Origin of the sequence: Brenneria sp. L4-2C (assembly GCF_040240335.1) — a bacterium.
In the GTDB taxonomy this organism is placed as follows: domain Bacteria; phylum Pseudomonadota; class Gammaproteobacteria; order Enterobacterales; family Enterobacteriaceae; genus Brenneria.
Window position 1 is genome coordinate 21,263 of the sequence record NZ_JBEIAC010000020.1, and the last position, 11,849, is coordinate 33,111.

Sequence of the window (11,849 nt, forward strand, 5' to 3'; positions counted from 1 at the left end):
ATGCTCACCTGAAAAGTAGATAATATTCAGTGAGTATGATGATTCGAGTTGCCGCCCTTGTCCATGATCTTACCACCGGCATCGATATCGCCCTCAACGCTGACATTCCCTTGAATAATCGCCGCCGCGCCGCTGCCGCCAGATCCCGCCATACCGCCCTGATAGGTGAATTTGCCTTTAACCAGCAGATTGCCCGTCACTTCCGTTTCCGGCGCGTCAATGGTGGCTTTTTGCGTTTTGACCGTCACGTCCGCGCCGCAGCTAATCACGATATGCTCGATACCGCCGTTAATCGTCAGCGTGTGGGTTTGGCGGTCGTAGTAAAACGCCGCGCTGTCCGCATAGGTAACGCCGCGCGCGTCCGGGTTATTGATGGGCGGCGTATCGACGCTGGAATAGACCGCGCCCAGGATCACGCCGTCTTCGCCGTTGGCGTCCAGCAGCACGACAACCTGCTCACCGACGTCGGGCAGCCAGTAGTCCTTATTGTTCTGGGTATTGTGTTGCAGCACGTCCAGCCAGTTGGTGCGAAGGTTATCGCATTCAGGCAGGCGAACGCGGGCGCGGACGTTCTTTGGGTCAACGGCGCTGATAGTGCCTACCTGGCGGGATACGCTCATTTTTTCTTTTCCCTGGTGACGGTTTCAGTGGTGCCGTCCGGTTTATACACCGTTAATTTCTGCTTTTTACTGCGCGTCGATTTGCCGGTGGTGACCGGGCCGCGTGCAATCTCGATCTCAGTGATATAACCGCCGCTGCGGTCAAACGAATGCCGGGCGGAGGTGATCAGCCAGTGACCCGACAGTTGACCGAATTTCACCAACTCGATTTTGTTGCCGGCGATGAGCTGCGGCGTACCCATCAGGCTTATTGAGCCGGTCTGCTGGTACTCGTTATGCCCATCCAGTGCCGCATCGGCTTTAAGCTGCGCGCTGTCTTTGTCCGCTGCGCGGCTGTTAAGCTTCAGCGTATCCGCACTGGTGGCTTTGCCGCCGCTTTTCGTCGTGGTCGTCGTACTGCCGTCCGCCTCATACACCACCAGTTTCTTATCGCTGGCTTTCTGATGCTTGACCTTTGCCGACTTGTACACGCGGTTGATGGTATCGCGCAGCGAATAGCGGGCCACGTCCTGCGGCGTCAGTTGCCTGACGGGATCGAGCTGGCGCAGCGTGGTCAGATGCGAGAACACCAGTTGATCGCTGACGACCTTGACCGCATAGCCGTACTCGCTCGCCAGCCGCTTAAGAAAGCCGACGTCGGTTTCGGCATATTGGGTTACGCGATCAATCTTTACCGGCTCGATGCCGCCGATCAGTTTCAGGTCGTGCTTTTTGGCTATCCGGCTGGCGATAGCGGCCAACGTGGTGTTTTCAAAGCCCCGGCTGGATTTTGTACGCAGCGCCGAGTTCACCGACGCGGCCACGCCGCGAATCGATACCGTTGACGGCGGCCCACCGACTTCGATTTCATCGATAGAGAAAGTACCGCAGGACAGCAGTTTTTCTCCGCTGTAGCCCAGCTTCAGCGTCAACGTATCGCCTTTGCCCGGATACCATTTATCCAGCCAGCGACCGTCGCTATCCTCCAGTTCGACGTCGATGGTGTCCGATTCCGACTTGATATTGTCGCTATAGCTGACGCGGGTGACATAGGGCGCGATATCGCTGGTGATATCCTGTTGCAGATACCACAGAGAAAAGATCGGCTGAAGTACCCCGGAAATACCCGGAGAAAGATTAGCCTGCTGAATTAACGTAACCACGGCGCGATCTCCTCGGCAGTCACCGCCTCATCCGCTGCAATCAGCGGGATCAGCAGCACGATACCGGAAGGTAACACCGGCGTGATGGCGACATGCGGATTGGAGGCGATAATCCGGTCATACCCTAATGGGTCGCCGTAATAATGGTTGGCCAGCAGATCCCAGCGCTCGCCCATTTTAGTTACATGCTCAATGTACATCACACCCTCCGCGTGGCAATCGCCGCCGTTATCTGGCTCAGCGTCGGTGAAACGTTGGTAAGTAAGGTGCCAGCAGCATTAAACTGGCCGGAAACGCTGTTCAATGCGCTGGCGATATTGCGGCTGTCGACGTTCGCCAGGGAATCACGCGCCGCGTTAACAAAGTCGGTTGCCTGACTGGTTGCTCTGGCGACGCGAATGGCATCAGGGAAGGTTTCGGTGATGGCGCTCAGCGCGGGAACCGACGCGGCTAATGGCGTGGCAACGCCGCTGATTTGCGTTAACAGACCGGGAACGCGGGTCAGCGCAATCGCCGGGTTGGACGCCATCTTTTGCACCATGCGCACCGTACTGGAAGCGGTTTGCAGTGCCGACTGGGCTTTTTTGGCGTTACTCACGGCATCGCGCACCGACTGCGCCAGTCCGCTGGGTTTGGTCACTGCGCCGGTGACAACGCCGCTACCCGGAACGGTGCTTTTAATCGCGGAGGGAACCTGCGGGCTTTTCGGATCGCCAGTATATTCGCGCAATGTGACTTCCGCCGTCATAGCCATCACATTGCCGGACGCATCCGTCTGCTGGCTGCTGGCCGTCACCGCTGTAACCACGAACCAGCCGCGATAGTCGCCGTTGCCGAATACCAGCGCCAGCGCCTGATGCGCCTGCATGGCGCGACGCAGTCGGGCCAGTTCGCTATCCGGCGTACAGTACATGCTGTGGAATACCAGGCTAATGCGAAACTCATCCAGTTGCTCACCGATAAACTGTAAGCCCGGTTTACCTTCAATACGGCTATGTTCAGCATAATCGACGCCAAAGGTGGACTCGAAGCCGTCCCAATAGGTGATTAACTCAAACTCAATATCTCCGAGAACGGCAAACATCAGGCATACCCCCGGCGTTGTTGTTGCGTCATGATGCGCTCCAGCATTTTTTCCAATTCGTGCAGACTGAGATTCAATGCGTTGGCGATTTCCGGCGTTGAAGCGGATCTTTTACCATCCATATAAATGTTGGGCGAAAACGTCACCCGAATACCGCCGCTGGCGTTGCCCGCCTGATGGCCAGCACGACGGCCGACAACCGTATTTTCCGTTCCAGTGGGCAACTCCGGGACTTCCGGTAAGGCTTTCGCTGTCGTTCTGGCGCGTAACGAAGGTAATGGCGGTAGTGCTGGCAAGCTGATTTTAGGCACTGTGGGAATCAGCGCCCGCGCCAATTGCAGTCCCGCCTGTGCCGCCTGCGGCGTGGTACGGCTAATGCCAATAGCGGCTCCCTGCACGATATTGGCGCCGAATCCCATAAACACGCGGCTGGGCGAATGGATACCGAGCTTGTCGGCAAACCAGCCGGAGATATTGTTCCCCAATTCGGACACGCTGGCTTTGGCGGCTTGCCATCTATTACGGATGCCGTTAACCAGCCCGCTGATAATATTGCCGCCGAACTCGGTGAATTTATTCGGCATATCAATGCCGAAATATTTCATCACTCCGGCAAAGACTTTATAAAACAGTCCCAGCGGCGACCAGTTAATGATTAAGCGAGACACGCCACCGATACCGCCGCTAAAGGCGGTGCGGATATCGTTCCAGCGCGCCCGGAACCAGTTGCTGATCGGCCCCCAGTAGCGGTAAATCAGGTATGCGCCTACGGCGATGCCGGTGATTAGCAGGCCGATGGGATTCAGCATTAACGCCCGTCCCAGTATCAGCACAGCGCGACCGACGAGGGTAATGCCGCGCAATAATGTGCCGCCCAGTAAGCGCCCCAGTAGCGCTGCTCCCCGGCCCAACCATGCCAGACCGTTGCCCGCCAGGCGTAGCCCCCCCATCAGACCACTGCCGAGTTGACGGCCCAGCGATAATGCGCCGTTGCTCAGCCGGGTAAATATCCCCAGCCATTGCCGTACGCGGCCTCCGGCTCCAAACGACTCACGGAGCAATAGCCATTTTGAGCGCAGAAGCACCGCTCCTTTCCACAAATCAACCACCGGGGATAGCAGCAGGTTCAACGCCAGTTTGGTGCCGATGGATGCCGCTTTAAACGCCAGTAACCCGGCAGCGGCCGTCACCACGCCTTTGACGATTTCCGGGTTGGCGGCAATCCATTTAGCCGCCTGATCGAGCAAAGGGATAATGGCTTCACCCAGCGAGATCAGCGCCGGACGCAACGATTGCCCGATACCGATAGCCGCGTCATTAACGGTAATCTGCGTTTGTCGCCAGCGAGCTTCCAGCGTGTCGTTTTGTTTAGCGAAGTCGGTATCTAATGTACTTTGCGCAGCAGGACTATTCATCGCCTGCTTATTGGACTGATATTTATCCCAGCCCTGGCGCATCGACAGCAGGTGGTTAACGGTTTGAATATCGGTAAAAACCTCAGACAGACCAAATGACTCCATCAATTTCTGCTGAGCGTCCGCATCGCCTTGCGCGCCCGCCGCCTGGAATTGCTTTAGGAACGCATCGCCTTTCCCTTTGATAAAGTTATCTGCAATCATCAGAGAGGCTTCATACTGCGAGAAACCGCTGGCGACATAGCTTTGCATCGACTTCGTGTAGTCCACGCCTGCTTTTTCGTATTTCTGGATGGTATCGCCTCTGCCCATTGCCGCCAGCCAGTTGCTCATATTAGTTACGGCTTCCTCGGCGGAGCCACTGCCTTTCGCCACTTCCAGACTGGCGACAATCTGAGTGACCGCTTCTTTGCCGGTGATCCCTCGCGCCGCAAAGGCCTTCGCCAGCCCCGGCAAGGCTTTCGACATATCCTTCAGTTCAAACGAACCCAGCTTTGCCCCCGTCGCCGCCATACCGAAGGCTTGTTCCAGCTCTTTGGCATCGGTGATTTTCAACGCATCGCTGAAGGCAAAGGTCATTTTAGCCAGATCGGTCATATCGGCTTTGGTGGCGGTGGCGGTTTTTCCCAACAATCCGGCAAATGGCGCAGCCTGTTCCGGGGCCATCCCATCAGCGACCAACTGCCCGACGCCCCCAAGCAGCGCTTCCTGTATCTGATTAACTCTCCGCGCGGCCTGACGGATAGCTATACCAATTCTTTGCTCCTGAGCGTTATCCAGATCGCCCGTTACCGCAATATCCCGCAACCCGGATTCAAAGCCGGCAAACTGGGTGACGGAACGAATCACCGGCGCGGCCACCGTTCTGGCCACAGCGTAGGTTTCCGCGCCTTTGGCGTAGAGCGACATGCGGTTGGCCCGCGCCGCGTCACTGATGGCAGCAGCTGAAGCGAGGCGATTTTGCTGACGCTGAAGTTGTTCCATCGTGCGGCCAACACGCTGTAAATCACTATTCATGCGCTGGCTGGCGCGGGAACCAATCTGGCCGTAGCGCTCCATTGCCCGCGTCAGGCCATTTTGCCGTTCCTGTAAACGGCGGGTGGTTTCGCCAATCGACTCCAGCGTACGGCGGGTTCCCGTCACCGCGCTGCGAAACGCCCCGGAGATGGCACCGCCGATGATCACGCCTATGGAAAATTCAGTGGCCACGATGTATTCTTCCTTTAACTATGTGGAACGGGGATAAAGATATGGAAAACGGGCTGGCAGTATGCAAAGCATTGCTAATAACAGCAGTCGGCAGCGCTTATCTTTATCTGCTGGTGCAACTGGTTATCTATACCGTTAACGCCAGCAGCGAACCACTGACGTGGGTGTTGATGATCGGCGGCGGTGCAACGGTGCTATCAATCGCGTTAGTGCTGGCTATATTTATCCTGCAACCCGCCATCTATCTGTTAGCCGCCGTTTTTGCCGGTATTGGCGCACTGCTCAATCGCTATCGCCGTTCTCACGCTTAATCTGTGTGCTGGCCGTCTCCAGCCAGCACTCAAACTCCTCCAGATCCAGCTCGTTCAACTCACTCGGTTGAAACCGAAACCACCTCGCCAGCAGCCCCTGCGCCTGAATCAAGGTTTTCGGATGATGCAGCCACCCCGGTAAGTTGCTGAAATCGTTTTTGCAACGCCAGATAGTCGGCCAGGTCCATGTTATCCAGATCTTCCGGCGGCAGAACGCTGGCGCGGGCGATCAACAGATCGTCCCAGTCGGCGGGGTTATCACTGATTTTACGCACCGCTTTCAGGTCCTTGACCTGCAAACGGCGCAGATTGAGGGAGTCAATGCGAATACCGGCAGCGGTGGTAAACGGAATGGATAGCGGAAAGGATTGTTCTGACATCATGTGCTCCTGAATGTGGGAAAGTAAGATTTCAGGCACAGTATGAAAAGCGGGAACGAATACGACTATTAAAGGGATTTAAAGAAAGGGAGAGATCGCCGTCTCTCCCTAATGAACCAGCAGACACGCCGGTTTATCCGCCGATATTGCTGCGGTAATCGGTCAACTGGTCGACTCCGCCGACGCGGAAAATATTGGCCAGATAGTCCAGCTCCAGCAGCTCTTCGCCATCCAGCACCTGTTTCAGATAGGAACAGGTGAAGCCGCTGGAGAACTCGGCGTTTTCATGCTGTTTGAAGGTGCCTAGCGGGTTCTTCTTAAACATAATGGTCAGGTAGGTAACCAGCGGGATCTCGTCAATACGCCCCTGAGAACTGTAGCGCTCGACGCTGGAGCGGCACTGCAACGCCAGCGTCTTATAGGGGTTGGCTGCGCCGAGCATGGCATCCCTATAGAACGAGTTCCACTTGATCTCGCCTTCCAGCTTGTCGAACCCGGCGGGCAGTTCGACCTTACCCACCATGCCCAGCGCTTTATGCTCTTGCATAATCATACTGACGTCCGGCAACTTCACTTCCTCCGCCCGCCCCAGCAGGTTCACTCCGTCAATATAGATATTGGCATTGGTGATACGGTTCACTTCAATTTTCCCGGCCATCAGCTATTGCCCTCCAATGTAACCAGATATTCGGAGGTGATCTCCGTCTCAAACGTCAGCCGCTCTAACGGCGGTGGCGGCGTGTATTTGTAGCTCAGCAGCAGGTGGCCCGCCGCCAGTTCGGTCTCTTCGTTGCGCGCCGGGTCGTACCAGCATTTGAAGCCCAGCAACGCGCCGTCGCCGATCAGTTTGCGGCCATAGGCATTGACCGATTCAGTCAGCGCGTCAATCAGCGCCTGGCTGATCGGCATATCGATATATTGCTGGCTGAAGTAGCGGATGGATTCGTTAATTACATCGCCGGTGCGGCGCACATTCTCGAAATTCCGCATATGGGTGACGGTCGGCCATGCGGCGCAGCGGTTGCCCCACAGACGCAACCCGGAGCCATAAGAGTTGAACACCGTGGTAATACCTTGCTCGTTCAGCAGGTTCACTTCGCTATTCGGGTCGTCGATCATCGCCGATAGCTGACGCTCCACGCCGGTGATACCCAGCAGTTCCTGATTGGATGACGACCACCAGAAGCCTTTCTCCAGATCGACCTTTGCCCGCAATCCTGCGGCTCGTTGACTGAGCGGCTCCAGCCGTTCGGCGTTGGTTTGCGCGTCGTACACTTTGACGTGCGGATAACACAGTCGCACGCGGTCCGAACTGGTGTTGAAATTGATAACGCCTTGTGGCCCACGCCCCTCCAGCACCTGCGCGAAGGTGGTGCCGATGGGCGCGTCGACATAAGTGATGGCATCCAGCTTATCCGCCAGCGCAATCAGTTCCACGCTGACGCTGTTCTGGGTACAGAACACCGGCGCAATGAGGATTTTGGCGAAGAAGCCGAACTGGTTATAGGTATCGTGCAGCAGCTTCATACCGGTGCGATTGCCCGCCGCGTTGACCGCGCCGATAATATCCGCCGCTGTAACCTTGGTCGGATCGGCATAATCGTAACTGGCCAGCACCGCCTCATCCGTGGGGATATTGTTGTTCAGGCGGGTGATAACCCCGGTTTGCGCATCGAGCTGGTAATCCGTATCGGCGACATAAGGCGTGGTTTCCGCCGACTGACGCAATACCAGATTAGCTACCGCACGATGGGCCAACTGCGTTTTCCCGGTCGCGGCGGCAAACGTCACGCTGGCATTATCAACGTGGGTTTTATGCACTTCCGGGTCGAGCACGTTGATCACCAACACCGTTCCCGCGCCGTGGTCATAAATCGCATCCAGCGCCTGTGGAATGGTAAAGCCGCTGTACTGGCTGCCGAACTGCGCCGCGTCCTTTTCCGACAGACACAAGGTAACCTCATTGACCGGCCCCATTGGCGCAGTGCCGATCAGGCCGATCACGGCGGATTTGACGGTTTTCACCGGGCGTGCGCCGTTTTCCACCTCGGTGGTTTCCACGCCGTGTAAGTAGTTAGCTGCCACTGTTCACCTCCGTTTTATCCTCGGCGGCGACAGCCTTGCGGCGCGAGGTCGCTACAGCCGTGACGTCAGGCTCGGCGTGCAGGTGCTTGAGCGCTACCAGCGTTTTGACGTAGTCGTGCGCCTCCGGTAGCTCAACGATACTATCGGGCCACAGCAGCACCTCGGTGCCGTCGGCCAGCGTCACGCCGCTGGCCGGGCCGCTATAACGGTATTTCATCATTCGCTTTCCTCATAGTTGACGATGGTCAGGAATGGCCCATCGGGTAAATCAGTGTCCTCAATCAGGACGGACTCGGTGGCAAAATCCAGCGCGTACTGCCATAACCCGCCGACATTGCCGAGAAACACGTCCCGCACCAGCCAGATTTTGCGGCGACAGTTCGGGGGCTGATAGCCGCATAACACCCGGCGTACGATATCCAGTACCGCCACCGCGCCCTGACGCCCATTTAACTGGCGAAACACCACAGTGGCATTGAGGGTGACGGTATGGGATTGCATCACCGCGCCGATATCTTCCGGCTTGCCGAAGCGGGAGCCGGGATAGCTCACCAGTACCGCGCCCACTGGGTGATTCAGCCTGAAATCGGCGGGGTTCTCTGGGAAATATTCAATCAACAGCGTGGGCAGTTTTTCTTTCAGGCGGGCGACCACCGCCTCGATAACCGGATTGACGTCCATCAGTATTTCTCCAGCAGGCCGCTGTTGCCGCCAAAGGTGGCCCGCCGCGCCCGGACTCGAAACTCGCCGGACTCCGGCGCATCCGTTCCGGTGGACGGCAGGCCCAGCGTCAGCTTCGCATCGCGGACGCCCTCCAGTTGGCGCAATGCCGTTTTGCAGTCATCCTTTACCGTATCGGGCATCGCGCCTTCCGGGCGACGGGCATATAGCCGGTAGCGGGTTAGCGTGACCGCGATATCGCGCAGAACAGTGGGGATCTCCGCCAGCGGCAGGGTGTAACGCCCGCGCAGATGGGCGTCGATTAACTCATCGGCGTAGCGAATGGCCCCGTTGACGACGTCGACATTGACGGAAACAGAAACGTCAAATGAGACCATCTCATTCGTCAGTTGAATCAGCGTCGTTTCCGGCACCTGCTCCAGTACATCCGCCAGCGTGCAGTACATCGTTATACCCCGCGCAAAATACGGATGATGTCGCCTTCGGCGGTGGCTTCATCCAGCGCGAATCCATTAGAGATGCCTGCCGGTTCCGTTTCTGTTGCCGCTACCTGCTCAATGGCCCGCCCATCGGAGTCAGATTGAACGGTCTTTCCTCGCCCCACGACGGCTCCGGCTTCCACCGCGATAATGCCTAGCACATTGACCGGTACCTCATCGCCCGCCGCGCCATCCACCTCGGCGACGCCCAGCGCGATAGCGCCCGCCTGACAGGGGGCGTTATCCGCCCCGACAAAACGCTGCTGCGTTAATGCGGCGAGCGCCACCACCGTAGTGGTGAGGATCGTTTGCTGTGTTGCTGCCATGATGCCCCCGTTATTTCAGGATGTTGGTAATGAGATATCCGGCATCGCCGCCGACTACCGCGACTTTGTAGATATCGGTGAAACGCGCATAAGAGACCTTGCCGCCGACGCCCGGATATTTGTCGGCCACCGGCATTCCTTTGCGACGGAAGGTATAGCCAAACGACGGTTCGTTTTCGTCCGCGCTGTCGACGCCGGGCTGTGGCGGGGAAACGTAGTGCAACATCAGGTTGTCGGCCCAGATATCCGATGTGTCTTTCTTCTCCGATTCCGAGGCAACCGGCTCGCCGATCACTACTTTCGGGATCTGGAAAATGTCCTGCAAAATTTCCGGCGTAATGCGCTTGCGTTCGTTGGCGCCGATTTGCGCCTGGATTGCCGGGTGATAGCGCAATACCGACATCACGCTGGCGCCCATCGTCATCACATTGGGACGCAACCCGGTGGCATTACGCACAGCCTCAATGCCCGCCTCAATAACGGCAACCGGCTCACCTTTGCCGCCTGCCCAGCGCTCCGCCGCCGCCAGCGATCGCTTCGCTTTGGCCAGATAGACTTTCGGATCTTGCGCCAACCGCGCGGCGTACAGTTCACGCTTCAAATTGACGCCGTTAGTGGCGCGGCGGATAGCCTTAGCCTCTTCGTTGAACAACGATTCCGCCTGTTCGCGGTAGTCCACCGGCGCAGCCAGATCGTGCTCGTTGAGCACCAAATCCATGGTGCCGGATTTCTCGCGCAGCAATACGTTGCTCTCCGCGCCCACGGCCCGCGCGGTGTCATACTCGACAAACGCGCCTTTACCGAACAGTGGCACCACGATGCCTTCTTTCTCCACCTGCACGATGGGGAACAGAATTTCGCCGATAAACGCGGCGTTCTTGTAACCCCGAGCCACGCTGGTCAACACCGGGTCGACGACGCGTTTACCTTTTAAATAGTCAGACATGATTTTTCCTTTTACGGTTACGGGTAGACGCCGTTACAGGCAGCGGGCGACGGCGGCGTCGTAGCTGATGCCTTCTTTCTTCGCCAGTTCAGTGGCTTTCTTGTGAAGCGCCAGCCTTTCCGGGTCGGCCTCGGCAAACTCAGCCGATACCGTCGCGTCAGTTGGCGTTACGCGCTCTTTGGTGGCATGCTCGGCAAAATTCAGTACCGGCGCAGTGCCGCCTAATAGCTCTTTGAAAGCGCTGGCCAACGGCTTTTTCACCTCGCCTTCGGCAAACTCAACCAGCGCGTCGCCTTTGGACACTTCATCCAATAGGGCAACCACCACGGATTTCGCCGCCGGGATCAGCTTGCCGTCGCTTACCAGCTTCTCGGCAAAGGCCACATTGCCGGTGTGAATAGTCTCTTGTTTACGTTTGGCGTCATCAGCGAGTCGCGCCGCCGCCTCCGCTTTCAGCCGGGCGTTTTCGGCCTGAATGGCGTCAATTTCTTCTTTGGTCACAATGGACTCCTCCTGGGATGGTACGGATGTAACGGGGGCCGGCTCCTGAAACGCCGGGCCGGATTGCGATGGGATGTCGTCGCGTGTAGCCTCATCGCGCAGCGTGTCCAACTGCCATGACGGCAACACGTTGTCGGCTTCTTCCAGACCGAATTTGCTGATAATGAAGTCGCGCAAACGGCTAAACAGACTGGCGCTGGTCATCATTCCCCAATCGGCGAACTCCACCACGCCTTGTTCCCGTTCGCCGAATGCCACCTGTCGCAGCCCTTTAATCGATGGCGGCTGCGCGCCCAGAAAACCGACATGGCGCAGATAGAGCGTGCCGGGCTTCGGGTTATTGGGGGAATCAGGGAGATAGAATGAGGCGGAGATTTTCTTATAGCGCCCGGCGTCCACCAGTTCGGCGAACTGTGGATCGACCTGTTTGGGTTCAGCCAGCAGATCGCCGCCGGTGGTTGAAAGCGAGGCCACCCAGCCATAGGCGGGCGCATCCGCTTGCGGATGGCCGATCACCATCGGCGCTTCATGCACCGCCGGATCATAGGCGGCGGCACAGGCCGCTAAATCGGCTGGCGTGAACGGCAGTTTAGTGCCGTGCATATCGGTATGGGTGCCGGATTTAAAAATGTGGAGTGGCATAACGCTGTCCCGGTTTGGAAAACTCCGG

General features: G+C 57.5%; 15 protein-coding genes. 1 reads left to right on the forward strand and 14 read right to left on the reverse strand.

Annotated elements, in window-relative coordinates:
* Positions 1-26 precede the first annotated feature (26 nt).
* Genes ABRZ26_RS20615 through ABRZ26_RS20635 form a run of 5 tightly spaced genes read right to left on the reverse strand, consistent with a single transcriptional unit; the run spans position 27 to position 5,470 of the window.
* The gene (locus ABRZ26_RS20615) at positions 27-620 is read right to left on the reverse strand and encodes a phage baseplate assembly protein V (RefSeq protein WP_319605990.1); all 594 of its coding nucleotides are present in this window, start codon (positions 618-620) and stop codon (positions 27-29) included.
* On the reverse strand, positions 617-1,762 hold the full coding sequence (locus ABRZ26_RS20620; RefSeq protein ID WP_319605991.1) for a phage late control D family protein: 1,146 nt from the start codon (positions 1,760-1,762) through the stop codon (positions 617-619). Before ABRZ26_RS20620 ends, ABRZ26_RS20615 begins: the two co-directional genes overlap by 4 nt.
* Positions 1,750-1,962 carry a tail protein X gene (locus ABRZ26_RS20625; protein ID WP_319605992.1) on the reverse strand — a complete coding sequence of 71 codons (213 nt, stop codon included), beginning with the start codon at positions 1,960-1,962 and terminating at the stop codon, positions 1,750-1,752. Before ABRZ26_RS20625 ends, ABRZ26_RS20620 begins: the two co-directional genes overlap by 13 nt.
* Positions 1,962-2,846: a phage tail protein gene (locus ABRZ26_RS20630; RefSeq protein WP_319605993.1), complete on the reverse strand. Its 885-nt coding sequence runs from the start codon at positions 2,844-2,846 to the stop codon at positions 1,962-1,964. The genes ABRZ26_RS20625 and ABRZ26_RS20630 overlap by 1 nt, the downstream gene beginning before the upstream one ends.
* Positions 2,846-5,470 carry a phage tail tape measure protein gene (locus tag ABRZ26_RS20635; protein ID WP_319605994.1) on the reverse strand — a complete coding sequence of 875 codons (2,625 nt, stop codon included), beginning with the start codon at positions 5,468-5,470 and terminating at the stop codon, positions 2,846-2,848. The genes ABRZ26_RS20630 and ABRZ26_RS20635 overlap by 1 nt, the downstream gene beginning before the upstream one ends.
* Positions 5,471-5,511: 41 nt before the next feature.
* On the opposite strand from ABRZ26_RS20635, the gene ABRZ26_RS20640 reads away from it, so the two are divergent.
* A complete protein-coding gene (locus ABRZ26_RS20640) occupies positions 5,512-5,781 on the forward strand; it encodes a hypothetical protein (RefSeq protein WP_319605995.1) in 270 nt (89 codons plus the stop codon).
* A gap of 59 nt (positions 5,782-5,840) precedes the next feature.
* Here ABRZ26_RS20640 and ABRZ26_RS20650 read toward each other — a convergent pair whose 3' ends face one another.
* The 9 genes from ABRZ26_RS20650 to ABRZ26_RS20690 all read right to left on the reverse strand — a co-directional run bounded on the left by ABRZ26_RS20650 (position 5,841) and on the right by ABRZ26_RS20690 (position 11,821).
* Positions 5,841-6,161, reverse strand: a complete 321-nt coding sequence (locus tag ABRZ26_RS20650; RefSeq protein WP_319606058.1) for a phage tail assembly protein — start codon at positions 6,159-6,161, stop codon at positions 5,841-5,843.
* A 133-nt stretch (positions 6,162-6,294) separates the two neighbouring features.
* Complete coding sequence (locus tag ABRZ26_RS20655; protein ID WP_009113948.1) at positions 6,295-6,819, reverse strand: phage major tail tube protein; 525 nt, start codon at positions 6,817-6,819, stop codon at positions 6,295-6,297.
* Entirely contained in the window at positions 6,819-8,246 is a 1,428-nt protein-coding gene (locus ABRZ26_RS20660; protein ID WP_319605996.1) for a phage tail sheath subtilisin-like domain-containing protein, read from the reverse strand. Before ABRZ26_RS20660 ends, ABRZ26_RS20655 begins: the two co-directional genes overlap by 1 nt.
* The gene (locus tag ABRZ26_RS20665) at positions 8,236-8,466 is read right to left on the reverse strand and encodes a hypothetical protein (protein ID WP_319605997.1); all 231 of its coding nucleotides are present in this window, start codon (positions 8,464-8,466) and stop codon (positions 8,236-8,238) included. The genes ABRZ26_RS20660 and ABRZ26_RS20665 overlap by 11 nt, the downstream gene beginning before the upstream one ends.
* Entirely contained in the window at positions 8,463-8,927 is a 465-nt protein-coding gene (locus tag ABRZ26_RS20670; protein WP_009113945.1) for a Gp37 family protein, read from the reverse strand. The genes ABRZ26_RS20665 and ABRZ26_RS20670 overlap by 4 nt, the downstream gene beginning before the upstream one ends.
* A complete protein-coding gene (locus tag ABRZ26_RS20675) occupies positions 8,927-9,373 on the reverse strand; it encodes a gp436 family protein (protein ID WP_319605998.1) in 447 nt (148 codons plus the stop codon). Before ABRZ26_RS20675 ends, ABRZ26_RS20670 begins: the two co-directional genes overlap by 1 nt.
* A 2-nt stretch (positions 9,374-9,375) precedes the next feature.
* The gene (locus tag ABRZ26_RS20680; protein WP_319605999.1) at positions 9,376-9,732 is read right to left on the reverse strand and encodes a DUF2190 family protein; all 357 of its coding nucleotides are present in this window, start codon (positions 9,730-9,732) and stop codon (positions 9,376-9,378) included.
* Between the two features lie 10 nt (positions 9,733-9,742).
* Entirely contained in the window at positions 9,743-10,678 is a 936-nt protein-coding gene (locus tag ABRZ26_RS20685) for a hypothetical protein (RefSeq protein ID WP_319606000.1), read from the reverse strand.
* Between the two features lie 33 nt (positions 10,679-10,711).
* Positions 10,712-11,821, reverse strand: coding sequence for a peptidase (locus ABRZ26_RS20690; RefSeq protein WP_319606001.1), 1,110 nt, complete (start codon positions 11,819-11,821; stop codon positions 10,712-10,714).
* Positions 11,822-11,849 lie beyond the last annotated feature (28 nt).

Excerpts from the sequence above, each read along its gene's own strand:
- ABRZ26_RS20615 (WP_319605990.1), bottom strand. The coding sequence starts at position 620 with ATGAGCGTATCCCGCCAGGTAGGCACTATCAGCGCCGTTGACCCAAAG.
- ABRZ26_RS20625 (WP_319605992.1), bottom strand. The coding sequence starts at position 1,962 with ATGTACATTGAGCATGTAACTAAAATGGGCGAGCGCTGGGATCTGCTG.
- ABRZ26_RS20630 (WP_319605993.1), bottom strand. The coding sequence starts at position 2,846 with ATGTTTGCCGTTCTCGGAGATATTGAGTTTGAGTTAATCACCTATTGG.
- ABRZ26_RS20640 (WP_319605995.1), top strand. The coding sequence starts at position 5,512 with ATGGAAAACGGGCTGGCAGTATGCAAAGCATTGCTAATAACAGCAGTC.
- ABRZ26_RS20650 (WP_319606058.1), bottom strand. The coding sequence starts at position 6,161 with ATGTCAGAACAATCCTTTCCGCTATCCATTCCGTTTACCACCGCTGCC.
- ABRZ26_RS20655 (WP_009113948.1), bottom strand. The coding sequence starts at position 6,819 with ATGGCCGGGAAAATTGAAGTGAACCGTATCACCAATGCCAATATCTAT.
- ABRZ26_RS20665 (WP_319605997.1), bottom strand. The coding sequence starts at position 8,466 with ATGATGAAATACCGTTATAGCGGCCCGGCCAGCGGCGTGACGCTGGCC.
- ABRZ26_RS20670 (WP_009113945.1), bottom strand. The coding sequence starts at position 8,927 with ATGGACGTCAATCCGGTTATCGAGGCGGTGGTCGCCCGCCTGAAAGAA.
- ABRZ26_RS20675 (WP_319605998.1), bottom strand. The coding sequence starts at position 9,373 with ATGTACTGCACGCTGGCGGATGTACTGGAGCAGGTGCCGGAAACGACG.
- ABRZ26_RS20680 (WP_319605999.1), bottom strand. The coding sequence starts at position 9,732 with ATGGCAGCAACACAGCAAACGATCCTCACCACTACGGTGGTGGCGCTC.
- ABRZ26_RS20685 (WP_319606000.1), bottom strand. The coding sequence starts at position 10,678 with ATGTCTGACTATTTAAAAGGTAAACGCGTCGTCGACCCGGTGTTGACC.
- ABRZ26_RS20690 (WP_319606001.1), bottom strand. The coding sequence starts at position 11,821 with ATGCCACTCCACATTTTTAAATCCGGCACCCATACCGATATGCACGGC.